The organism is Streptomyces sp. NPDC001373 (genome assembly GCF_042895815.1).
Taxonomy (GTDB): domain Bacteria; phylum Actinomycetota; class Actinomycetes; order Streptomycetales; family Streptomycetaceae; genus Streptomyces.
On record NZ_JBIAWQ010000008.1, the window covers coordinates 336141 to 358441 of the forward strand.

General features: G+C 74.7%; 17 protein-coding genes, 1 tRNA gene and 1 pseudogene. 10 read left to right on the plus strand and 9 right to left on the minus strand.

Annotation, left to right across the window (positions count from 1 at the left end; translation table 11 throughout):
- Nucleotides 1–97 precede the first annotated feature (97 nt).
- Nucleotides 98–2158 (plus strand): phosphocholine-specific phospholipase C, encoded by a 2061-nt coding sequence (locus tag ACFY15_RS20715; RefSeq protein ID WP_390688775.1) that lies wholly within the window; start codon nucleotides 98–100, stop codon nucleotides 2156–2158.
- Here ACFY15_RS20715 and ACFY15_RS20720 read toward each other — a convergent pair.
- Nucleotides 2145–2861 carry a hypothetical protein gene (locus tag ACFY15_RS20720; RefSeq protein ID WP_390688774.1) on the minus strand — a complete coding sequence of 239 codons (717 nt, stop codon included), beginning with the start codon at nucleotides 2859–2861 and terminating at the stop codon, nucleotides 2145–2147. The genes ACFY15_RS20715 and ACFY15_RS20720 overlap by 14 nt on opposite strands.
- A 73-nt stretch (nucleotides 2862–2934) precedes the next feature.
- On the opposite strand from ACFY15_RS20720, the gene ACFY15_RS20725 reads away from it, so the two are divergent.
- The gene (locus ACFY15_RS20725) at nucleotides 2935–3690 is read left to right on the plus strand and encodes an alpha/beta fold hydrolase (RefSeq protein WP_390825893.1); all 756 of its coding nucleotides are present in this window, start codon (nucleotides 2935–2937) and stop codon (nucleotides 3688–3690) included.
- Nucleotides 3691–3753: 63 nt separating this feature from the next.
- On the opposite strand, the gene ACFY15_RS20730 is transcribed toward ACFY15_RS20725, so the two are convergent.
- Nucleotides 3754–3826 (minus strand) — tRNA-His (locus tag ACFY15_RS20730).
- A gap of 74 nt (nucleotides 3827–3900) precedes the next feature.
- Nucleotides 3901–4737 (minus strand): hypothetical protein, encoded by an 837-nt coding sequence (locus ACFY15_RS20735; RefSeq protein WP_390688772.1) that lies wholly within the window; start codon nucleotides 4735–4737, stop codon nucleotides 3901–3903.
- A gap of 105 nt (nucleotides 4738–4842) precedes the next feature.
- Between ACFY15_RS20735 and ACFY15_RS20740 the strand changes: the two genes are divergently transcribed.
- The gene (locus tag ACFY15_RS20740; RefSeq protein ID WP_390688771.1) at nucleotides 4843–5730 is read left to right on the plus strand and encodes a LysR family transcriptional regulator; all 888 of its coding nucleotides are present in this window, start codon (nucleotides 4843–4845) and stop codon (nucleotides 5728–5730) included.
- Nucleotides 5708–6874: an aminopeptidase P family protein gene (locus ACFY15_RS20745; protein WP_390688770.1), complete on the plus strand. Its 1167-nt coding sequence runs from the start codon at nucleotides 5708–5710 to the stop codon at nucleotides 6872–6874. The genes ACFY15_RS20740 and ACFY15_RS20745 overlap by 23 nt, the downstream gene beginning before the upstream one ends.
- Nucleotides 6875–6884: 10 nt before the next feature.
- Here the strand turns inward: ACFY15_RS20745 and treZ are convergent, their stop codons facing one another.
- On the minus strand, nucleotides 6885–8636 hold the full coding sequence (gene treZ, locus ACFY15_RS20750) for a malto-oligosyltrehalose trehalohydrolase (protein WP_390688769.1): 1752 nt from the start codon (nucleotides 8634–8636) through the stop codon (nucleotides 6885–6887).
- Between the two features lie 186 nt (nucleotides 8637–8822).
- On the opposite strand from treZ, the gene ACFY15_RS20755 reads away from it, so the two are divergent.
- On the plus strand, nucleotides 8823–9395 hold the full coding sequence (locus ACFY15_RS20755; RefSeq protein ID WP_390688768.1) for an FHA domain-containing protein: 573 nt from the start codon (nucleotides 8823–8825) through the stop codon (nucleotides 9393–9395).
- Nucleotides 9396–9451: 56 nt separating this feature from the next.
- Nucleotides 9452–9817, plus strand: a pseudogene (locus tag ACFY15_RS20760) (GNAT family N-acetyltransferase); the annotation flags it as partial.
- 151 nt (nucleotides 9818–9968) lie between these two features.
- On the opposite strand, the gene ACFY15_RS20765 reads toward ACFY15_RS20760, so the two are convergent.
- From ACFY15_RS20765 to glgX, 3 genes are all read right to left on the minus strand, one after another.
- Nucleotides 9969–11198 carry a M14 family zinc carboxypeptidase gene (locus tag ACFY15_RS20765; RefSeq protein ID WP_390688767.1) on the minus strand — a complete coding sequence of 410 codons (1230 nt, stop codon included), beginning with the start codon at nucleotides 11196–11198 and terminating at the stop codon, nucleotides 9969–9971.
- Between the two features lie 114 nt (nucleotides 11199–11312).
- The gene (gene treY, locus ACFY15_RS20770; protein ID WP_390688766.1) at nucleotides 11313–13583 is read right to left on the minus strand and encodes a malto-oligosyltrehalose synthase; all 2271 of its coding nucleotides are present in this window, start codon (nucleotides 13581–13583) and stop codon (nucleotides 11313–11315) included.
- 662 nt (nucleotides 13584–14245) lie between these two features.
- On the minus strand, nucleotides 14246–16360 hold the full coding sequence (gene glgX, locus ACFY15_RS20775) for a glycogen debranching protein GlgX (RefSeq protein WP_390688765.1): 2115 nt from the start codon (nucleotides 16358–16360) through the stop codon (nucleotides 14246–14248).
- A gap of 296 nt (nucleotides 16361–16656) precedes the next feature.
- Here glgX and ACFY15_RS20780 point away from each other — a divergent pair, with 296 nt between their 5' ends.
- Nucleotides 16657–17904 carry an SAV2148 family HEPN domain-containing protein gene (locus ACFY15_RS20780; RefSeq protein ID WP_390688764.1) on the plus strand — a complete coding sequence of 416 codons (1248 nt, stop codon included), beginning with the start codon at nucleotides 16657–16659 and terminating at the stop codon, nucleotides 17902–17904.
- 90 nt (nucleotides 17905–17994) lie between these two features.
- Nucleotides 17995–18714, plus strand: a complete 720-nt coding sequence (locus ACFY15_RS20785) for a 3'-5' exonuclease (protein ID WP_390825894.1) — start codon at nucleotides 17995–17997, stop codon at nucleotides 18712–18714.
- A gap of 32 nt (nucleotides 18715–18746) precedes the next feature.
- On the opposite strand, the gene ACFY15_RS20790 is transcribed toward ACFY15_RS20785, so the two are convergent.
- Both ACFY15_RS20790 and ACFY15_RS20795 read right to left on the minus strand, forming a co-directional pair.
- Nucleotides 18747–19400: a hypothetical protein gene (locus ACFY15_RS20790; RefSeq protein WP_390688762.1), complete on the minus strand. Its 654-nt coding sequence runs from the start codon at nucleotides 19398–19400 to the stop codon at nucleotides 18747–18749.
- Nucleotides 19400–20251 carry a phosphotransferase enzyme family protein gene (locus ACFY15_RS20795; protein ID WP_390688761.1) on the minus strand — a complete coding sequence of 284 codons (852 nt, stop codon included), beginning with the start codon at nucleotides 20249–20251 and terminating at the stop codon, nucleotides 19400–19402. Before ACFY15_RS20795 ends, ACFY15_RS20790 begins: the two co-directional genes overlap by 1 nt.
- Before the next feature lie 184 nt (nucleotides 20252–20435).
- Between ACFY15_RS20795 and mgt the strand changes: the two genes are divergently transcribed.
- On the plus strand, nucleotides 20436–21659 hold the full coding sequence (gene mgt / locus ACFY15_RS20800) for a macrolide-inactivating glycosyltransferase (RefSeq protein ID WP_390688760.1): 1224 nt from the start codon (nucleotides 20436–20438) through the stop codon (nucleotides 21657–21659).
- Nucleotides 21656–22231 carry a DUF1697 domain-containing protein gene (locus ACFY15_RS20805; RefSeq protein ID WP_390825895.1) on the plus strand — a complete coding sequence of 192 codons (576 nt, stop codon included), beginning with the start codon at nucleotides 21656–21658 and terminating at the stop codon, nucleotides 22229–22231. Before mgt ends, ACFY15_RS20805 begins: the two co-directional genes overlap by 4 nt.
- Nucleotides 22232–22301 lie beyond the last annotated feature (70 nt).

The window sequence follows — 22301 nt, forward strand, 5'->3', positions numbered from 1 at the left end:
GTACGGCCCGACGTCAGACGGGGATCGCCGTCCGGTACCCCGGGCCCGCTGTCCTTGGGGCGCCCGTCTCCCCCCTCACCCCCAGAGGTCGTCCACCATGGCTGAACTGAACCGGCGCAGGTTCCTGCAGATCGCGGGCGGCACCGCCGCCGCCGCGATGCTGAACGAGAGCATCGCCCGCGCCGCCTCCATACCGGCGCAGGGCAGCACCGGAACCATCCAGGACATCGAGCACATCGTCGTCCTCATGCAGGAGAACCGGTCCTTCGACCAGTACTTCGGCTCCATGAAGGGCGTCCGCGGGTTCGGGGACCCGCGGCCCGTGCTCCAGGACAACGGAAAGCCGGTCTTCTACCAGTCCAACGGCACGAAGGACATCCTGCCCTTCAACCCGCAGGTCAACGACCTCGGCATGCAGTTCGTCGAGGGCCTCAACCACGACTGGGCCGGCGGCCACCAGGCGTACAACAACGGCAAGTACGACAAGTGGGTGCCCGCCAAGACGTCCACCACCATGGCGTACATGACGCGGAACGACATCCCGTTCCACTACGCCCTCGCCGACGCCTTCACCGTGTGCGACGCCTACCACTGCTCCTTCATCGGCGCCACCGACCCCAACCGCTACTACATGTGGACGGGCCACACCGGCAACGACGGCACCGGCGGCGGCCCCGTCCTCGGCAACCAGGAGGCCGGCTACGGCTGGAAGACCTACCCGGAGCGCCTGGAGGCCGCGGGCGTCTCCTGGAAGATCTACCAGGACATCGGCGACGGCCTGAACGCCGCCGGCGGCTGGGGCTGGATCGGCGACGCCTTCCGCGGCAACTACGGCGACAACTCCCTCCTGTACTTCAACAACTACCGCAACGCCCAGCCCGGAGACGCCCTGTACGAGAAGGCGCGCACGGGCACCGACGCCAAGGCGGGCGAGGGCTACTTCGACCGGCTGCGCGCGGATGTCATGGGCGGCACCCTGCCGCAGGTCTCCTGGATCGCGGCCCCCGAGGCCTTCAGCGAGCACCCGAACTGGCCGGTCAACTTCGGCGCCTGGTACATCTCCCAGGTCCTGGACGCGCTCACCGCGAACCCGGCGGTGTGGGCGAAGACGGCGTTCTTCATCACCTACGACGAGAACGACGGCTTCTTCGACCACGTCGTGCCCCCGTACCCGCCGGCCTCCTCCGCCTGGGGCCTGTCCACGGCCGACGTCACCCGCGACCTGTACGCCGGTGGCGGCGGCTACACGGCCGGCCCGTACGGTCTGGGCCCGCGCGTCCCGATGATCGTGGTCTCCCCGTGGAGCAAGGGCGGCTACGTCTGCTCCGAGACCTTCGACCACACCTCGGTGATCCGCTTCATGGAGAAGCGCTTCGGGGTGCAGGAGCCCAACATCTCGCCCTGGCGCCGGGCCGTCTGCGGCGACCTGACCTCGGCGTTCGACTTCACCCAGGCCGACGCGACCCCCGCGTCCCTGCCCTCCACCAGCGCCTACGTCCCGGCGGACCACAACGCGCACCCCTCCTACCACCCGGTCCCGCCGGCGACGGGCACCCTGCCCAGGCAGGAGGCCGGCTCCAAGCCCACCCGCGCCCTGGGCTACAGCCCGTACGTGGACGGCTCCCGCACCACCTCCACCGGCAAGTTCACGCTCACCTTCTCCTCCGGCCCGAAGCTCGGCGCCCACTTCCACAGCACCTCCGGCAACCGGACGGACGGCCCCTGGCCCTACACGGTCGAGGCGGGCAAGACCCTCTCGGACACCTGGAGCACCAGCAGCTCCACCGGCAACAAGATCGACCTCACCGTCTGGGGCCCCAACGGCTTCCTGCGCACCTGGAAGGGCCCGGCGAAGAAGGCCGGCCCCGAGGTCACGGCCCGCCACGTGGACGCCACCGGCAACCTGGCCCTGACCCTGACCAACGGCGGCTCGACCGCGGTGAACCTCACGGTCACCCACGCCTACGGCGGCGCCGCCCAGACCTTCAAGGTCAACCCGGGCGCCACGGTCCCCTGCACCGTCGACCTGCGCGCCTCGGGCCGCTGGTACGACGTGACGGTGGTCTCGGACACGGACAGCACCTTCCTGCGCCGCTTCGCCGGCCACGTGGAGACGGGCGCCCCGGGCGTCTCGGACCCGGCGATCAGGACCGTCTGATCCGGTCGTCCGGCGTGTGCAGCAGCCGCCGCTCCAGGACCGGCAGGTCCGCGGGGCGGTGGCTGCGGGCGTGCCGGAGCAGCAGGTCGCGGGCGGTGTCGGGGACGCGGCGGCGCTTGGGGTGGCGGGTGGTGAACTCCTCGCTCGCGAAGAACCGCACCGCCCCCTCCAGCCCGGCCCGGTCCGTCCCCCGCACCGCCCAGGCCAACTCCTCCGTGGACACCCCGGCCAGCAGCCGCCGGGGGCCCCGCTCGGCGAGCAGCCATGCCGCGTCGCGGGGCTCCGCGCGAACGGCGCCGAGCCAGCCGAACACCACCGCGTACGGCACCCCGCGCGGCGGTCCGGGCTCCTCCTCGCCCCCGGCCAGCGCCCGGGCGTACGCCCGCAGGGCCTGCGGCGCCGCCGCGGCCCACCGCTCCCGGTGCCGGGCGGGGATCCCGTCGGGGGACAGCGGGTCGAGCAGCCGGTTCGACTCGGGGGTGGGGTGCGCGGTCCCGTCGTCGTCCCCGCAGGCGCAGAAGACGACGCCTCCGGCGGCCGCCGCGGCCGCCCTCCGGCGCCCGATCCGGCGGACGGCCCGGACCTCGCGGATCTCGGCGGGGTCGGCGATCTCGTAGCGCGCGGGGTGGTGGGGGTGGCGGGCCCCGTCGGGCCGCGAGAACTCCCCCATGACCAGCGGCTTGCGGGGCGGTTTCGGCTGCACGGTGTGATCGTAGGCGCGGTGGGCAGAACGAACGGCGTCGGATTCCCCGTCCCCGTTCACCCAGGGAGAGCGCATGGCCATCGCCCACCGCAGGATCGGCACCGGACCCGTCCGCGTCATCGTGCTGCACGACTGGTTCGGGACCTCCGCCAACTGGGGCTCCGCGCTCGACTACATGGACCCCGAGGGCTTCTCGTACGCCTTCCTCGACTACCGCGGCTACGGCGAGCGCCGCGACGTCCCCGGCCGCCACACCCTCCCGGAGATCGCGGACGACGTCCTCGAACTCGCCGACCAGCTCGGCTGGGACGCCTTCTCCCTGCTCGGCCACTCCATGGGCGGCAAGGCCGTCCAGCAGGTCCTGGTCCGGGCGCCCGAGCGGGTCGAGAAGCTGATCGGCCTCTGTCCCGTCCCGGCCGCGCCCTACGCGATGGACGACGCCACCCACGCCCTCTTCCACGGCGCCGCCGAGGACCCTGCCAAGCGCCGCACCATCCTCGACCTCGTCACCGGCCACCGTGCGAGCCGCCACTGGCTGGACCGGATGGTCGCCCACTCCCTGGCCGTCTCCCGCCCGGAGGCCTTCGCCGGCTACCTCGCCGACTGGCAGCCCCGCGACCTGGCCTCCGCCGTCAAGGGCAACACCGTCCCGGTCCTGGTCCTGGTGGGGGAGTACGACCTCGCCCTGACGGCCGACGTGATGCGGGCCACCTGGCAGGCCTGGTACCCGGACTGCACGGTCGTCACGGTCCCCGGCACCGGCCACTACCCGCCGCACGAGACCCCCGTGGCCTTCGTCACGGAGGTGGAGGCCTTCCTCCGCGGGTGAACGCCGGCGGCAACGCCCGTAGGGGGTACGAGGCGGACCTCGTACCCCCTACGGGACGGAAAGGGTGAGTGACGGGACTCGAACCCGCGGCCACCTGGACCACAACCAGGTGCTCTACCAACTGAGCTACACCCACCACGAAGGGCGGCGGACCACCCGTTCGTTGTGCAAGCACAGCATAGCCGATCAGATGGGTGGTTCCGCGCCGGGTTATCCGCCGGCCCGGCTGCCGGCCAGGCTCTGCGCCAGCCGGGCGACGAGACCGTCCGCGCGGCGCGCGGCGTGCGCGACGGCCGCCGCGGCCAGGGCCCGGACCACCGGGTGCGGCCGCGTACCGTCCCCGGCGAGCTCCGGCTGGAAGAGCGTGGCCAGGAAGAAGGGGTGCCCGGGCAGCTCCGCCATCCGCACCTGCCCCTCCTCGTCGTGACCCGACAGCCGCAGCCCGTGCGCGGTGAGCACCGGCAGATGCCGCGGGGCCGGACCGTAGCTGCAGTGGTAGCGCTCCATCGACCGCTCCGCCCCGAGCACCGACTCCGCGAGCGAGCCCGGCTGGGCCCGCACGACCCCCTCGTGCCCCACGAGCGAGCAGGCGAGCGGCGCGATCAGCAGGTCCTGTGCCCCGGGGTCGTTCTCCGCGTGCGCGACCCCCGTCAGACCGCACACGGTACGGGCGTACTCCAGCAGGGCGTGCTGGAACCCGCCGCAGGTGCCGAGGAAGGGGATGCCCTCCTCCCGCGCCACCCGGATCGCGGCCAGCGCCCCCGCCTCGCTGGCGTACGGGCTGCCCGGCAGCACCCACACCGCGTCGAACCGGGCCAGCGTCCCGGCGGCGGCCTCCGCCGCGGCGTCCCCGGTCGGGATCCAGTAGGCGTCGAGGACCAGCCCCTCGCGTGCGGCCAGCGCGTCGAGGAGGAGGGGGAGCCGGGTGTGGGACTTCACGTGCGGGGAGCGGTCGCCGACCAGGGCGATCCGGGCCGGGGGCGAGGCCGGCGGGAAGGAGGACGGGTCGGCGGGAGCGGCCTGTGCGGCGGCCTGTGCGGTGGTCATGCGGATCATCCTGCGGGCCGGTCCCACTTCAGCGCCAACGATTGTTCCTGCATCCTCGATAAGCAGAGCTGATGTCCCCGGCGTCCCCGCTGCGATCATGGAGCCATGGACCCGCACCTCCTGCGCACCTTCGTCGCCGTCACCCGCCTCGCCTCCTTCTCCGCCGCCGCCCGCGAACTCGGCTACACGCAGTCGGCCGTCTCCCAGCACATCGCCGCCCTCGAAGCCGACCTGCGCACCGAACTCCTCACCCGCCGCCCCGTCGCCCCCACCCCCGCCGGGTCCCGGCTCCTCGAACACGCCGGACCCCTCCTGCTGAGGCTCGACGCCGCCCGCGCCGACGTGCTGCGCCTGGCCGCCGCCCCGCCCGGCCGGGTCGCCCTCGCCGCCTCCCCCCTCGCCGTCGGCCCGCGCCTGCTCGCCGCACTCCCCGCCACCGGCGTCACCCTGCGCGTCCTGCCCCCGGACCGGGTGCCCGCCGCCGTCGCCGCCGGGGAGTGCGACCTCGGCCTCGTGGACGGCCTCGCCGCACCCAGCGACCCCCTCCGGCTGCCCGACGTGGCCCCGCTGAAGACCACCGGCGTCGGGGAGGAGCCGCTGGCCCTCCTCCTCCCGGCCGGACACCCCTTCGCCCGGCGGGCCGCCGTCCGGCTCGACGACCTCGCCGACGCCCGCTGGCTCGACGCCCCCGACGCCGGACTCCCGCTCACCGCCGCCCACGGCTCCGCGCGCACGTCCCTGCGCTACGACGGCACCGACCTGCACGCCCTGTGCGCCCTCGCCACCGCCGGGCACGGCCTCGTCCTCCTGCCCCGTGGCGTCGCCGAAGCCGCCGCCACGGCCTCCGGCGCGGGCGTCGCCGTACCGCTCGACACCCCGCGCCTGGTGCACCGCACGGAGCTCCTCGCACCCGCGACGGTGTCCGGCGCGGCCGCTGCGCTCGCCGCACGCCTCGCGGCAGGATCCCCGTATGACCACCGCACCCCGTCCTGAGGCCGCCCCCGCCGCGTCCGCCCACCCCGACCCGGCCCCCTTCACCACCGCCGACTACGCCGCCCGCATGGCCGCCGCGGCCCGGACCGCCGCCGACGCCGGACTGGCCGGCCTGCTCATCGCACCCGGCCCCGACCTCGCCCACCTCACCGGATACCGCCCCACCGCCGAGACCGAGCGGCTCACCGTGCTCGTCCTCGCCGGCGGCCGGGAGCCCGTCCTCGTCGTCCCCGCCCTGGAGGCCCCCGACGCCGCCAGGGCCCCCGGCGCCGGCGCCCTCACCCTGCGCGACTGGGCCGACGGCACGGACCCGTACCGGACCACCGCCCCGCTCCTCGACGCCGGCGGCCGCTTCGGCGTCAGCGACAACACCTGGGCGCTCCACCTCCTCGGCCTGCAGAAGGAGTTGCCCGCCGGCTCCTACGCCCCGCTCACCGAGGTCCTGCCCATGCTCCGCGCCGTCAAGGACGACCGCGAACTCGCCCGGCTCGCGGCCGCCGGCGCCGCCGCCGACGCCGCCTACGAGCAGATCCTCCACGTCCCCTTCGCCGGCCGCCGCGAGAGCGACGTCGCCGCCGACCTCGCCGCACTGCTGCGCGCCCACGGCCACTCCCAGGTGGACTTCACCGTCGTCGGATCCGGCCCCAACGGCGCCAACCCGCACCACGAGGCCGGCGACCGGGTCATCCGGCACGGCGACATGGTCGTCCTCGACTTCGGCGGCCTCAAGCACGGCTACGGCTCCGACATCTCCCGCACCGTCCACGTCGGCGAACCCACCGCCGAGGAGCAGCGCGTCCATGACATCGTCCGCGAGGCCCAGCAGGCCGGCTTCGCGGCCGTCCGCCCCGGCGCCGCCTGCCAGGACGTCGACCGTGCCGCCCGCGCCGTGATCACCGAGTTCGGCTACGGCGACCGCTTCATCCACCGCACCGGCCACGGCATCGGCGTGACCACCCACGAGCCGCCGTACATGGTCGAGGGCGAGGAACAGCCCCTCGTCCCCGGCATGTGCTTCTCCGTGGAACCCGGCGTCTACCTGCCCGGCCGCTTCGGCGTCCGCATCGAGGACATCGTCACGGTCACGGAGGACGGCGGCCGGCGGCTCAACGAGGCCCCGCGCGAGATGGCCGTCGTGGAGTAGCCCCGCCGCGCTACGGACCCAGCACCACCGCCGACTCGCCCGGCACGTGGATGCGCCCGTCCGCGCCCGGGTGCTCCACCGGCTCCCACGAGGCCAGCACCCGCACCCCGTTGCGGCCCAGCGCGACCGTCACCGACTCCGTCCCCAGGTTGACGACCACCCGCACGTCACCCCGGCGGAACGTCAGCCACCGCCGCTCCTCGTCGAAGGCGACCCGGACCGCCGCCAGGTCCGGGTCGCGCAGGTCCGGCTGCGAGCGGCGCAGCCGCACGAGCGTCCGGTACCACTCCAGCAGCCAGGCGTGCGACTCCCGTTCCGGCTCGGCCCAGTCCAGACAGGACCGCTCCCGCGTGGCCGGGTCCTGCGGGTCCGGGACCTGCTCCGCCCTCCAGCCGTGCGCCGCGAACTCCCGGCGCCGGCCGCTGCGGACGGCCTCCGCCAGCTCCGGATCGGGATGGTCGGTGAAGTACTGCCAGGGCGTCCCCGCACCCCACTCCTCGCCCATGAACAGCATCGGCACGAACGGTCCCGTCAGTACCAGCGTCGCCGCGCAGGCCAGCAGCCCGGGGGAGAGCGACGCCGACAGCCGGTCGCCCAGCGCCCGGTTGCCGACCTGGTCGTGGGTCTGCGCGTAACCCAGGAAGCGGTGCGCGGAGGTGTGGCGGCGGTCCACCGGCCGGCCGTGGGAGCGCCCGCGGAAGGAGGACCAGGTCCCGTCGTGGAAGAACGCCCGGGTCAGGGTCTTGGCCAGGGCGCCCAGCGAGGCCGCGGCGAAGTCGGCGTAGTAGCCCTGGGATTCACCGGTCAGCGCCGTGTGCAGGGCGTGGTGGAAGTCGTCGTTCCACTGCGCGTGCAGGCCGAGGCCGCCGCTCGTGCGGGGCGTGGTAAGGCGCGGGTCGCACGCGTCGGACTCGGCGATCAGGAACAGCGGGCGCGCCGACTCCGCGGCGAGCGCGTCCACGGCCGCCGAGAGCTCCTCCAGGAAGGACAGCGCCCGCCCGTCGGCCAGCGCGTGCACGGCGTCCAGCCGCAGCCCGTCGACCCGGTAGTCCCGCAGCCAGGCCAGGGCGCTCCCGATCAGGTAAGCCCGCACCTCGTCGGAACCGGGCGCGTCCAGGTTCACCGCCGCGCCCCACGGGGTGTGGTGGGAGTCGGTGAAGTACGGGCCGAAGGCGGGGAGGTGGTTGCCGGAGGGGCCCAGGTGGTTGTGGACCACGTCCAGTACGACCCCCAGGCCCGCCGTGTGCGCCGCCTCCACGAACCGGGCCAGCCCCGCCGGACCCCCGTACGGCTCGTGCACCGCCCAGGGGGCCACCCCGTCGTAGCCCCAGCCGTGTTGGCCCGGGAAGGGACAGACCGGCATCAGCTCCACGTGCGTCACGCCCAGCGAGGCCAGGTGCCCGAGGCGGTCGGCCGCGGCGTCGAAGGTGCCCTCCGGGGTGAAGGTGCCGATGTGCAGCTCGTACAGCACCGCGTCCTGGAGCGGGACGTGCGGGGGCGCGGTGCGGGGGGTGAGCGGTTCGAAGTCGACCACGGCGGAGAGGCCCTCCGTGCCGTCCGGCAGCCGCCGGCCGCGCGGGTCCGGGCGGACCGTCGGATCGTCGCCGAGCCGGAACCCGTACCGGTCGCCGTCGGCGGCCGGGGCCTCGGCCGTCCACCAGCCCGAGCGGCCGGGGGCCGGATCGGGCGTCATCTCGTGGTCGGTGTCGCCCAGTCGCATGGCGACCCGGCCTGTCAGCGGTGCCCACACCTCGAACTGCACGGACGGTCCCCTCGGTCTCGGTCGTCGTCTTCGGCCGTGTTCCGGTCGCCGCGGCCCGGAGCGCGCCGGGCCCGGCCCTCCCGGTCGCAGCGGGCGGCGTCCTCCGGCCTGCATATCGTGCCCATCATTCCGGGACGGCCGGGGGAGTTCTGGACACTCCGCACCCGACGGGCCGACAATCACCCTGTGACGTCGAGTTTCGAGTTCCCCGCCTACCCCGTCCCGCGCGTGTCCGACGCGGAACGGGACCGGGCGCTGGGCCAGCTCAGGGAGGGCGCGGCCCTCGGGAGGCTGTCGCACGACACCTTCCTGCGCCGCATGGAACTCGCACTGGTCGCCCGCCGCTCCGAGGACCTGGCGGTGCTGCTGGCCGACCTCCAGACCCGCGAGGGGCCGTTCGGCGCCGAAACCCCTTGGACCCGCCGTCTGTTCGGCTGGGTGGGGCGGGCCTCGGCCGTCTCGGCGGGGGTCCGGCGGGCCTGGCAGACCGAACGCCTGCCGAAGCTGCTGCTCCCGCATCCGGCGGCAGGCCCGCTGCGGATCGGCCGCGACCCGGGCAACGGGCTGCGGCTCAGCCACGACACGGTCTCGCGGGCGCACGCGGAGCTGGGCCTGCGGGACGGGGTGTGGCTGCTCAAGGACCTCGGCTCCACCAACGGCACCACCGTCAACGGGCGTCGGGTCACGGGGGTGGCCGTGGTGCGGGCGGGGGACCAGGTGGGGTTCGGGCAGATGTCCTTCCGCCTGTCGGCGGACTGACGGACCGGGCGGCCGGCCCGCGCGGGACGCGGCGGCCGACGGCAGGATGTCCTCCCATGGACCACGACAGCGATCGCGACCACGACAGCGATCGCGACCACGACAGCGATCGCGACCACGACAGCGATTGCGACCGCGTTCGCGACGCGCGCATCCGCCCCGCACGGCCCGAGGACCTCCCCCGCCTCACCGAGCTCATCCACGAGCACATCGCCTACGAGAAGTCGACGCCCAGGCCCGCGGGCCTGGCCGACCGGCTCGGGCCGCCGCTGTTCGCCGAGGGCTCCCGTCTCCGGGTGCTGCTCGCCGAGACCCCCGACGGCGCGGTGGCGGGGTACGCCGCCTGTTCGGAGGAGTTCGCCTTCTGGGCCGCCGCCCCCTACCTCCACATGGACTGCCTCTACCTGGCGGAGGAGGCCCGCGGCCACGGACTGGGCGCCGCCCTGATGGCGGGCGTGGCCGGACTCGCCCGCGAGCTCGGCTCGGCCACGTCGAATGGCAGACCCCGGACTGGAACGAGGGCGCGATCCGCTTCTACGACCGCTTGGGGGCCACCGGCCAGGCCAAGCGCCGTTACGCCTGGCCCGTCTGAAGACACCGGTGGAGGGCGAGGACCGTCCGGCACTGGTGCTCCACCTGCGTGGCCACCGGCACCGGCCGGGCCCGGAAGCGGGCCGAGAACTCCTCGCACCACCCCGTCACCATCCGGTCGAGGCCCGGCCCGGCCGGATGCCCCTGGGCCCGTACCGCCCGCAGCAGCATCGCGGCGGCGCGCAGCGTCAGGCGTCGCGCGAAGGCGTCGAGACTGGCCAGGGCGGCCGTGGTCGTCCCGGTGGCCGCCCCGGACCCCGTCCAGGCGGCGGTGACCTGCGGGATGAGCCGGAGCGTCCAGTCCACCGCCCGCAGCAGCGCGGCGGAGTCCGGGTCCGCCGCCCCGACCCCCTCGCGCAGCTCGGCCACCCGCGCCGCCTCCCCGGCCAGCCGCCCGGCCAGCGCCCGCAGCGCGCCCCGCGGGTCCGGGTGCGGGGCGGGATCGGCCACCAGGTCGGAGGCCCACATGGGCACCTCGACGATCGCGGTGGTGGTCCCGCGGTGGCACCAGGTGCTGAGCCGGGTGTCCTCGGAGTGGGACCCCATCACGCCCCCGCTGGGCATCACGAAGACGCCGGGGCCGGGGGACGCCCAGCCGGCGGCGTCGGACGCCCCGGTCTCCACCGGGATCCGCAGCTCGGCGGCCGACTTCCGGAAGGGCTCGGCGAGCCCGGGCAGGTCCCGGGTGAGCTGCACCCACGAGCCGCCCAGGTCCGTGCCGTGCAGGGAGACCTGGAGGACCGGACGCAGCTCGTCGATGAGCCCGGTCAGGGCGAGGGTCTCGGGCGGGAGCCGGTCCGGGGGCAGCAGCGCCGGCGCCCACTCGGGCTGCTCGGGGCCCGGCGGACGGTAGAAGTGCCGGTGGTAGTCCAGCAGCGAATCCGGGCACGGGGTGCGGTGCAGCCCGGCGCCGTCCGGGTCGGCACACAGCAGGAAGTGCCACCCCGGACCGTCCCCCGGGGCCCCGGCCACCCGCCGCGCGAGCTCCAGCGCGGTCGCCCCGCCGACGGGCTCGTTGGCGTGCGCCCCGGCGACGACCAGCACCTCGCCCCCACCCCGCCCGCCGACGGAGAGCACCCACAGCGGCCGCCCGCCCCGCGACTGCCCGACCTGGCGCAGCCGCATCCGCGCGGGGTGTTCCCCCGCCAGCGCGCGGGCGGCCAGGGCGAGTTCGTGCGGGGCGGGGTAGCACATGTCACGGAGGAGGCTCACCCCCATGCCATGCCCGCCACACCCCCGCCTACTGCATCCGAATCTCTGTGCCGGTGCCGTACGGAGCCCCCGGCGCCGTACCGCCCGGGCGGGGAGCGGCCGGCGAGCGGCTCCCTACCCCGCCCGGACCAGGGCTGCCACCGGGCCCGTCGCCAGGAGCCGCGTCAGCAGGACCTCCCCCTCGTACGGAGCCGACGGGGCGGGGCCGTGGGCCGGGAGCCACGGGCCGGGCGGGAGGGGGAGGACGGAGTCGCGCCAGCCGCCCGCCTCCGCCAGGCGGTGGGAGAGGCGGGTGGCCACCGCCACCAGCCCGCCCGGGCGGGTGAAGGCCAGGCAGTGGTCGGACGCCGGGCCGTGCGCCGTCAGGGGGGCGTAGCCCCTGAACACGGCCGGCCGGGCGCGCCGCAGGCGCAGCAGGGCGGCCGTCAGGGCGAGCTTCTCCTCCGCGAGGGTCCGCGGGGCGCTGCCCGCGTCCAGGGCGGCCAGGGCCTCCCGGGGGAAGGCGGCCGGGCGGCGGTTGTCCGGGTCCACCAGGGCACGGAACTCGTACTCGGAGCCCTGGTAGACCTCCGGCACCCCCGGCATCGCCAGGTGCAGCAGGGTCATGCCCAGCATGTTGGCCCGGGCCGCCTCCGCCAGGGACGGCGGCAGCTCCACCGGGTCCCGGGGGACGAGGTCCGCGATGCCGGCCTCGTACGCCTCGTCGGGGTCGGTCCAGGAGGTGCGCAGCCCCGCCTCCCGGGCGGCCTTGACCAGGGCCGCCGCCAGCCGGGGGCGCCGCTCGGGGACGTCGCCCAGCCCCAGCGCGCTCTGCCGGGCCACCCAGGCCAGCTGCGGGTCGGCCCCGCCGCATGCGGCCCCGTCCATCGCCCCCGGTGCCTGCGACAGCGCCGCGATGCGGGCCCGGACGTCGGCGCTGCGCTTGGTGTCGTGGGTGGACAGGACCGTGCCCGAGGCGGGCCAGTCCCGCTCGCGCTCCGCGCAGTACGCGTGGAACTCCGCGGCCGACACCGCCGGGGACCCCGGTTCGCCGCCGACCTCCGTCGCGGACAGCAGCGGGGCCCAGCGGTAGAAGGCGCGGTCCTCCAGGGACTTGGCGCGCAGGGCCGCCGAGGTCTGGGCGAAGCGGGCGGCGAAGGCCGGGTCCCGCAGCAGCAGGTCCCGTACGCCGTCCACCGCGGCCGTCCCGGCCCGTGCGGCGGCGCGCTCCAGGGTCCGCGCGTCCGGTCCCGGGCCGCCCGGGTAGTCCCGGTACACCGGAGAGGCGATCAGCAACTCCCGTACTCCCGGGGCGAGGTCCCGCCCCGCCCGGCGCTCCAGCGTGCCGAGTTCGGCGGCCAGGTCGCCGGTCAGCACCTCCCGGGCGGCCGACGAGGCCGTCTCCTCCCAGGGGGGTGTGCCCGTCGACTCCGCGTACGCGCGTGCCAGCCGGGACGCTCCGGCGGTGTCCGTGAACACCCCGTCCACCCGGTGCAGCGCGTCGTAGCCCGTGGTGCCCGCCACCGGCCAGGCCGGCGGCAGCCGTTCGCCGCGGGCCAGGATCTTCTCGACGACCACCCAGCAGTCGGCCCCCGCGGCCGTCCGCAGGCGCCGCAGGTACTCCTCGGGGTCGGCCAGTCCGTCGACGTGGTCGATCCGCAGGCCCGCCGCCACGCCGTCCCGGACCAGCTCCAGCACCTTGGCGTGGGTGGCGGCGAAGACGGCGGGGTCCTCCACCCGTACCCCGATCAGATCCGAAATGGTGAAGAAGCGGCGGTAGTTGAGGGAGGTCCGGGCCTCGCGCCACCATGCGGGCCGGTACCACTGGGCGGCCAGCAGTTCGGGCAGCGGCAGCCCGGACGTCCCGGCGCGCAGCGGGAACTCCCTCTCCCCGCAGCGCAGCAGGCCGGCGGCGGCGTCCACCCCGAAGGGCTCGTCCGGCTCCGCGAGCACCGGCAGCAGGACCTGCCCGCCCCCCGCCTCCCAGTCGATGTCGAACCACCGCGCGTACGGCGACCGGGGCCCCTCCCGCAGCACCTCCCACAGAGGCCGGTTCAGCCGCAGCGGCGACGGGACCGCCATGTGGTTCGGCACGATGTCGAGCACCAGGGCGAGCCCCCGCTCCCGGGCCGCCGCCGCCAGCGCGCGCAGGCCCCGCTCGCCGCCGAGTTCCTCCCGCACCCGCCCGTGGTCGGTGACGTCGTACCCGTGGGCCGAACCCGGCACCGCCTCCAGTACGGGGGACAGGTGGAGGTGTGACACGCCGAGGGAGGCGAGGTACGGTACGGCTGCCTCGGCCGCCGCGAAGGGGAACGCGGGCGTCAGCTGGAGACGGTACGTCGACGCGGGAACGACGGGCGTTTGAACGTCGGATTCCGATTGGCTGATTGAATACCGCAGGCTCATGAGAACGTACGTACCCAGCCCGCGCCATTCCGTGCCATTACCCCATGCATCCGGGTGACTGCGCCGCGTTAGGGTCAATCAAGTGGTTTCAGCCCTCAGCACCTACCGAAACGTCATCGCCCTGACCGGGCCCCTCCTCCCGCTCGTCTCGTTCCTCGCCCGCCTGCCCGTCGCGACGTCCCAGTTCGGGAGCGTCCTGCTGGTGTCCGCGACCAGCGGCTCCCTCGCCGCCGCCGGCATCGTCGGCGGCACCCTCTCCGCGGGCCAGGTGGTCTGCGGGCCCGTCCTGGGGCGGCTCGCCGACCGCCACGGGCAGCGGCCCGTCGTCCTCGTCGCTGCGGCGGTCAACGCCGTGGCCACCGCCGCCCTCGTCGCCGGGGCCCTCGCGGTCGATGGCCTTCGCGGCCAGTTCGCTGGTGGCCGGGCAGGCGGTCGCGCTGGCCGTTTCCGGACGGCTCGCCGAGTCGTAGGGGTCCGCCGGGCCTTCGCCGTGGCCGTGGCGGCGGCCGCGCTGTGCCTGGCCGTCGCGCTGGTCACCCGCGTGCCGTCGGCCCGGCCCCGGGCCTCCGGCGCCTCCGCCGCGGAACCCGTCAAGGCGTTCGTCCCGGCCCCGCGCACCGGCGCCGCCGAGGGCTCGGGGGCGCGCCCGGCGGCGCCACGGGCTACGCCGGCCGCTGAAGCACCGCCAGGCACCGGCCCGTCAGCGCCACCCGGTCCCCGGCCGCGTACTGCGGCCCGGTGCCGGGTGGCAGCACCTCCGGCCGGGCGGTGTCCACGACGAGCCGCCACCGCGCGCCGTGCCCGGAGGGGATGGTGAACTCCTGCGGGTCGGGGCCGGCGTTGAACATCAGCAGGAACGAGTCGTCGGTGATCCGCTCCCCGCGCGAGCCCGGCTCGGAGATCGCCTCGCCGTTGAGGAACACCGTCAGCGCCCGCGCGTGCTGCGCCTGCCAGTCCCGGGCCCGCATCTCCTCGCCCTGCGGGGTGAACCAGGCGATGTCGGAGAGCTCGTCGTGGGTGCCCTCCACCGGCCGGCCGTGGAAGAACCTGCGGCGGCGGAACACCGGGTGGTCGCGCCGCAGCCACACCATCCGCCGGGTGAACTCCAGCAGCGAGGGCGCGGGTTTGCCCGGCTCGGGCCACTTCACCCAGGACAGCTCGTTGTCCTGGCAGTAGGCGTTGTTGTTGCCGCCCTGCGAGCGGGCGAACTCGTCGCCGTGGCTGAGCATCGGCACACCCTGCGACAGCATCAGGGTGGCGGTGAAGTTGCGCATCTGGCGCTCGCGCAGGTCCTGGACCTCCGGGTCCTCGGTCGGGCCCTCGACGCCGCAGTTCCAGGACCGGTTGTGGGTCTCGCCGTCCCGGTTGCCCTCCCGGTTGGCCTCGTTGTGCTTCTCGTCGTACGAGACCAGGTCGTGCAGGGTGAAACCGTCGTGGCAGGTGGTGAAGTTGATGGAGGCCAGCGGGCGGCGCCCGTCGTCCTGGTAGAGGTCCGAGGACCCCGTCAGCCGTCCCGCGAACTCCGCGAGCGTCCGCGGCTGCCCGCGCCACAGGTCCCGTACGGTGTCGCGGTACTTGCCGTTCCACTCGGTCCACAGCGGCGGGAAGTTGCCCACCTGGTAGCCGCCCTCGCCCAGGTCCCAGGGCTCCGCGATCAGCTTCACCTGGCTGACCACCGGGTCCTGCTGCACCAGGTCGAAGAAGGACGACAGCCGGTCGACCTCGTGGAACTGCCGGGCCAGGGTGGCCGCGAGGTCGAAACGGAAGCCGTCCACGTGCATCTCGGTCACCCAGTAGCGCAGCGAGTCCATGATCAGCTGGAGCACGTGCGGGGACCGCATCAGCAGCGAGTTCCCGGTCCCGGTGGTGTCCGTGTAGTGCCGGGGGTCCTCCGCGAGCCGGTAGTACGAGGCGTTGTCCAGCCCCCGGAACGACAGGGTCGGGCCCAGGTGGTTGCCCTCGGCGGTGTGGTTGTAGACCACGTCGAGGATCACCTCGATGCCGGCCTCGTGCAGCGCCCGCACCGCCGACTTGAACTCCAGCACCTGCTGGCCCCGGTCGCCCGAGGCGTATCCGTTGTGCGGGGCGAAGAAGCCGATGGTGTTGTAGCCCCAGTAGTTGCTGAGCCCGTCGTTGGCCAGCCGGTGGTCGTTGACGTACTGGTGCACGGGCATCAGCTCCAGCGCCGTCACCCCGAGTTTCACCAGGTGGTTGATGACCGCCGGGTGGGCGAGCGCCCCGTAGGTGCCGCGCAGCTCATCCGGGAGGTCCGGGTGGAGCATGGTCAGTCCCTTGACGTGGGCCTCGTAGAGCACCGTGTGGTGGTACTCGTGGCGCGGCGGCCGGTCGTTGGCCCAGTCGAAGTACGGGTTCACCACGACGGAACTCATGGTGTGCGGGGCCGAGTCCAGGTCGTTGCGGGAGTCGGGCCGGCCGAAGTGGTAGCCGTAGACCTCCTCGCCCCAGTTGACCCGCCCGCTGATGGCCCGCGCGTACGGGTCCAGGAGCAGCTTCGCCGCGTTGCAGCGCAGGCCCCGTTCGGGTTCGTACGGGCCGTGCACCCGGAACCCGTACCGCTGGCCGGGCATCACCCCGGGGAGGTAGGCGTGCCGCACGAAGGCGTCCGTCTCGCGCAGCTCGACGGCGGTCTCGGAACCGTCGTCGTGCAGCAGGCACAGCTCGATGCGGCGCGCGACCTCGGAGTAGACGGCGAAGTTGGTGCCGGCGCCGTCGTAGGTGGCACCCAGCGGATACGCCTGTCCCGGCCAGACCTGCATAGACAACGTCTCTTTCCATCCTGGTCCGGGTCGATCCGGCGCGGATCGCGCCTCTGCCGAATCTTCCCCGAAAGAGTCTCCGCACGCGTGGACTTGGAATGCTCCTGCCGGGTGAACCGGAGAGCTGATATGCGGATCGACGGACCGTCCGGGCATCACATAATGGTCCGACGGACAGCCGGACCGGGGTGCGCAGCGTCACCCCGGACGGCTTCGGGCTGCATCGGGCCGCGCGCGCGGAGTACCCTTCCGTGATCACTGGAGACGGGCGTCCGGACGCAGAAGGCGGTGCACGAGTGAGCTCGGGAGGTCTGGAGCTGCCCCCTGGTGACAGCGGCCACGAGGGCGGTCCGGCGGACGCCCCAGGAGGTGTGCCGGGGGCGGTGGCGGCCGGGGCGGCGGTGTCGCTGGCCCAGCCGGCGGCCGGGGCGGAGTTGGACTGGAGCGCGGACGCGTGGAGCGAGGTCCGTACGCGGGCCCAGCGCGCGGGCCGTGCGTACATCTGGCTGAACCTCATCGAGCAGCGGCTGCGGTCGGTGGTCGGCGCGGTGCTGCGGCCGGTCTACGAGCCCGTGCACGGCGGGGACGACTGGGTGGTGGCGGCCGCGGGCCCCGCCGGGCAGGAGTGGGTGCAGCGGGCGGTGGCGGTCCGCGAGGTCAGCCGGCGCAAGGGCTACCTCCTCGACCCGGCCGACGACAACGTGCTGAGCTTCCTGACGCTGCCGCAGCTGCGGGAGCTGATGGTCCAGCACTGGCCCTGCTTCGAACCGTACTTCGACGACCGGCGCGAGATCGAGCTGGCGCTCGACGAGCTGGAGGTCACGCGGAACGTGGTCTCGCGCAACCGGGCGCTGTCGCGGGCCGTGCTGGAGCAGGCGGAGCGCGCGTCGGCGCGGCTGCTCGAGGTGCTGGGCGCGGGCTCGGGCAGCCCGTCGGCGGACCGGCTGCCGATCGACGCGGTCGAGGACCTCGTCGGGGACCGGTACGCGGACGTCATCTCGGTCCACCCGGACCGGGTGCGGCTCCAGCGGCAGCTGCCGGCGGAGGACCTGTTCGGGGGCGCGCGGCGGCTCGACGCGATCGGCATAGGCCTCAACCTGCTGGTGCAGAACTTCTCGGGCCGCCGACTGGTGCGGCTGTCGGAGGCGGGCTGCCGGGTGCGGCTGCTGTTCCTGAACCCGGCGAGCAGCGCGGTCAAGCGGCGCGAGCGGGAGCTGGGGCTGCGCAAGGGCGAGCTCAGCCGGTCGGTGGAGATGAACATCCTGCACGTGCGCCGGGTGCGGGCGGGGCTCACGGACCCCTCGCGCTTCGACATCCACGTCTTCGACGAGACCCCGCGTTTCACCGCCTACCTGGTGGAGGGGCAGTCCCCGGGCATCGCGGTGGTCCAGTCGTACCTGCGCCGGGCCCGCGGCATGGAGGCCCCGGTGCTGGTGCTGCGCGGCGGCGGCCGGGGGGTGCCGAAGGACGCGGACCACGGGCTCTTCCAGACCTACCGCGAGGAGTTCGAGTCGGTGTGGGAGGACTCGCGTCCGGTGTCCTGACCCCCGGGCCCCGGGGGGCGGTCGCGTCCGGTGTCAGTGCCCCGTGGCAGGCTGAAACGCGTTGACCGGAAAACGGGGGAGGGGCGCGTCATGGAGGCGTGGCACGGGGGAGTGCTGGTCGGGTTCGACCTGGAGACGACGGGCACGGAGCCGGCGGAGTCCCGGATCGTGACGGCCGCGGTGGTCGAGGTGCGGGCCGGGGAGGTGTGCGGGCGGCGGGGCTGGCTCGCGGATCCGGGGACGCCGATCCCGCAGGAGGCGGCGGCGATCCACGGGATCAGCACGGAGCGGGCCGTCGCGGAGGGCCGTCCGGCGCGGGAGGTGGCGGACGAGGTCGCGACGGCGCTGGTCGGTCACTGGCGCGACGGCGCGGTGGTGGTCGCGTACAACGCCGCCTTCGACCTCACCCTGCTGACGGCGGAGCTCGCCCGGTACGGCCTGCCCTCGCTCGCCGACCGGCTGGGCGGGGCCGAGACGGGGCCGGTGGTGGACCCGCTGACGATAGACCGGGCCGTGGACCGCTACCGGCGCGGCAAGCGGACGCTGGAGGCGGTCTGCGGGGTGTACGGGGTCACCCTCGAAGCGGCGCACGACGCGGGGGCCGATGCGCTGGCGGCGGTCCAGGTGGCGCGGGCGATAGCCGTCCGGCACCCGCGGGTGGCCGCGCTCAGCCCGGCCGAGCTGCACGACCGCCAGGGCGGCTGGCACGCCCGGTGGGCCCGCGACTTCCAGGCGTACCTGCGGGGGCAGGGCAGCCCGGACGCGGTGATCGACACGGCGTGGCCGATGCGGGTGCCGGTCACGGCCTGAACCGGGCACGGCCCGGGGGGTGGGTGCTGGCCTCAGGCGCGGGCGGGATCCGCCTCGGGCGCCGGCGGTTCGCGGTATTCGACGTGGATGTCGCGGAACCGGGCGTCGCAGAGCACGTTGCGGCAGTAGTGCCGGTGCCGGTAGGGGCGGTCCGGGTGGGCGACGGTGTGCTCCGGGCCGTTGCGGGCCACGTCGAGGAAGACGGCGGCGCCCTGCCGGAAGGTCCTGGCGCTGCCCGTCATGAACAGCGTCTCGGCGTGGACGGCCTGGTGGAACCGGTCCCGGTTCTCCGCGTGGTGCAGGGACGCGTGGTCCTCCTCGCCGGGCTCGTCGAGCCTCAGGTCCACGGTCCGCGGGCGGCCCGGGGAGAGCCGGCCCCGCAGACCCTTCCAGTGGGAGGGGGCCACGTGCAGGGAGTGGTGCAGCAGGACGAGGTCCAGCCGGCCGGAGCCCGCGGGCGGGGCGGGGCCCCGCAGGGGCAGGTGGACCAGCGAGCGCGGCGAGCCGGCCGCCAGGGTCCACAGCCCGGCCATGAGCAGGGCCGCGTCCCGGTCGACGTACGCGTTCAGCCACCAGGCGTCGTCGAAGAGCTCGGCGCGCTCCGGCGCCCGGGCCGGGCGGACGACCCGGAGGAACTCCCCGCCGCGCCGGACCTCGTGCACGGTGAGGTGCAGCTTCAGGTCCACTAGAACGGGTACCAGCGCACTTCCGGGTCTCCGTCGCGCAGGGAGGCCACGCGGCGGCGGAACTCGGCCAGCGCCTTGGGGTTGGCCGGGGCGTGCTGGGCGACCCAGGCGCAGCTGGCCGTCTCGCGGGCGCCGCGCAGCAGCGCGCAGCCCTCCCACGCGCGCACGTCCCAGCCGTAGGCGGCGGTGAAGGCCTCGTAGTCGGCGGCGGGCAGTCCGTAGCGGTCGCGGGAGAGGGCCATCACCACCAGGTCGTGCTCGCGCAGGTCGGCCGAGACGGTCTCCAGGTCGACCAGGACCGGCCCGCCCGGGCCCACGTGGACGTTGCGGGGCAGGGCGTCGCCGTGGATCGGGCCCGGGGGCAGGTGCGGGGTGAGGGCGGCCGCCTCGCCGGCGAAGGCGTCGCGGCGGGCCCGCAGGTAGGCCGCGTCCTCCGGGTCGACGGCCTCCCCGGCCAGCCGCAGCCAGCGTTCGACCCCGCCGAGGAGGTCCCGGGCGGGCAGGGCGAAGGGCGGGGCGGGCAGAGCGTGCAGCGGTCGCAGGAGCGCGGCGAGGTCCTCCGGGCCGGCCGGGCGGACCGCCCGGGGGAGCCGGTGCCACAGGGTCACCGGGTGCCCGGCCACCAGCCGCGGCCCGGGTTCCGCTGCGCGGACCGCGGGGATCCCGGCGGCGGCGAGCCATCCGGAGACCGCCAGCTCCCGTTCGGCCCGCTCCAGCAGACCCGCCTCCCGGCCGACCTTGACGACCAGGTCCCCGAGGGCGAAGACGGCGTTCTCGCCGAAGGCGAGCAGCTCGGCCGGTGCCGTGAGACCCGCCTGCGTCAGTACGTCCCTGGCCCGTGCCTCGTCCATGCGTTCGTCTCGTCCTTCGCCGGGGGTTCGTGGTGGTCGTGCCGGTGATCGCGGATCCGCCCAGTCTCGCATCCTCCGGCGGGGAAACACCTGGTGGGAGGGGAAGGGAGGTTTTCGGCGCATGACCGCCGCGAAGGGTGTATTCGTTTTGTACGAGACGTCTCGTCTCGTTAAGGTCGCTCCCATGACCTCAGCCAAGCCCGCCCACATCGCCATGTTCTCCATCGCCGCCCCCGGGCACGTGAACCCGAGCATCGAGGTGATCCGGGAGCTCGTCGCCCGGGGGCACCGCGTCAGCTACGCGATCCCCGCCTCCTTCGCCGGGAAGGTCGCCGAGACCGGTGCCACGCCGGTGGTCTGGACGTCCGTCCTGCCCACCGAGGACGAGCCGGAGGCCTGGGGCACCGAGCTCATCGACAACATCGAGCCCTTCCTGACCGACGCCGTCCAGGCGCTCCCGCAGCTCGCGGCCGCCTTCGAGGGCGACGAACCCGACCTCGTCCTCCACGACATCACCTCCTACCCGGCCGGCGTCCTCGCCCACCGCTGGGGGGTCCCCGCCATCTCCCTCTCCCCGAACCTGGTGGCCTGGGAGGGGTACGAGGAGGAGGTGGCCGCCCCGATGACCGCCGAACTCCGCGCGAGCGAGCGCGGCAGGGCGTACTACGCCCGCTTCCGCGCCTGGCTCGACGAGAACGGCATCGACGAGGACGCGGACCGCTTCGTCGGCCGGCCGCGCCGCAGCATCGTGCTGATCCCGCGCGCCCTCCAGCCGTACGCCGACCGCGTCGACGAGTCCGTCTACACCTTCGTCGGGGCCTGCCAGGGCGACCGCAGCGCCACCCAGGGCACCTGGGAGCGGCCGGCGTCCGCCGAGGGCAGGAAGGTCCTGCTGGTCTCGCTCGGGTCCACCTTCACCAAGCAGCCCGCCTTCTACCGCGCCTGCATCGAGGCCTTCGGGGGCCTGCCCGACTGGCACGTCGTCCTGCAGATCGGCAAGTTCACCGACGAGGCCGACCTCGGGGAGGTCCCCGCCAACGTCGAGGTCCACCGATGGGTTCCCCAGCTGGACATCCTCCGCCAGGCCGACGCCTTCATCACCCACGCCGGCGCGGGCGGCAGCCAGGAGGGCCTGGCCACCGGGACCCCGATGGTCGCGGTCCCCCAGGCCGTCGACCAGTTCGGCAACGCCGACATGCTGGCCTCGCTCGGGGTGGCCCGGCACGTCCCGATGGGCGAGGCCGACGCCGCCACCCTGCGGGAAGCCGTCCTCGGACTGCTCGCCGACCCCCGGGTCGCCGAGCGCGCCGAGGAGATCCGCACGCAGATGGCCGCCGAGGGCGGCACCCGGCGGGCCGCCGACCTCATCGAGGCCGCCCTCCCGCAGGGGGTTAGGGTGCGGCCATGACGAAGCGACCGGCCCCCGGGAAGAAGTACGCGGCCCTGCTGCGCGGCATCAACGTCGGCGGGAAGAAGAAGGTCCCGATGGCGGAACTCCGCTCCGTCCTGGAGGAACTCGGCCACGGCGACGTGCGGACGTACCTGCAGAGCGGCAACGCCGTCTTCAGCAGTGCGGTCCAGGACCCCGCCGCCCTCGCCCGGGAACTGGAGGCGGCCGTCGAGGTCCGCTTCGGCTTCCCGGTGAAGTGCCTGGTGGTCGACGGCGCCTACCTGCGCGCCGTCGCCGAGGCCTGCCCCTTCCCCGCCGCCGGACTGGAGGGCAGGCAGCTGCACGCCACCTTCCTCTCGGAGCAGCCCCGCCCGGAACGCTTCGCGGCGCTCGACCCGGCCGCCTACCACCCCGAGGACTACCGCCTCGGCGACCGCGTCCTCTACCTCTACGCCCCGGGCGGCCTGGGCACCTCGGAACTGGGCGCCGCCCTCCACCGGCCGGCCCTCCTCAAGGGCATCGACGCGACCACCCGCAACTGGAACACGGTCGCCAAACTCGTCGAGCTCACGGCGGACGAGGAAGCCTAGCCCTGCGGGACCCGCAGGACGAGCGTGCCCTGGAGGCGGCCGCGGCCGGCGCACTGGGACGCCCCGCCCG

Coding starts and splice junctions, on each gene's coding strand:
- ACFY15_RS20715 (WP_390688775.1), top strand. CDS start 98: ATGGCTGAACTGAACCGGCGCAGGTTCCTGCAGATCGCGGGCGGCACC.
- ACFY15_RS20725 (WP_390825893.1), top strand. CDS start 2,935: ATGGCCATCGCCCACCGCAGGATCGGCACCGGACCCGTCCGCGTCATC.
- ACFY15_RS20735 (WP_390688772.1), bottom strand. CDS start 4,737: ATGACCACCGCACAGGCCGCCGCACAGGCCGCTCCCGCCGACCCGTCC.
- ACFY15_RS20740 (WP_390688771.1), top strand. CDS start 4,843: ATGGACCCGCACCTCCTGCGCACCTTCGTCGCCGTCACCCGCCTCGCC.
- ACFY15_RS20745 (WP_390688770.1), top strand. CDS start 5,708: ATGACCACCGCACCCCGTCCTGAGGCCGCCCCCGCCGCGTCCGCCCAC.
- treY (WP_390688766.1), bottom strand. CDS start 13,583: ATGAGCCTGCGGTATTCAATCAGCCAATCGGAATCCGACGTTCAAACG.
- glgX (WP_390688765.1), bottom strand. CDS start 16,360: ATGCAGGTCTGGCCGGGACAGGCGTATCCGCTGGGTGCCACCTACGAC.
- ACFY15_RS20785 (WP_390825894.1), top strand. CDS start 17,995: ATGGAGGCGTGGCACGGGGGAGTGCTGGTCGGGTTCGACCTGGAGACG.
- ACFY15_RS20795 (WP_390688761.1), bottom strand. CDS start 20,251: ATGGACGAGGCACGGGCCAGGGACGTACTGACGCAGGCGGGTCTCACG.
- mgt (WP_390688760.1), top strand. CDS start 20,436: ATGACCTCAGCCAAGCCCGCCCACATCGCCATGTTCTCCATCGCCGCC.
- ACFY15_RS20805 (WP_390825895.1), top strand. CDS start 21,656: ATGACGAAGCGACCGGCCCCCGGGAAGAAGTACGCGGCCCTGCTGCGC.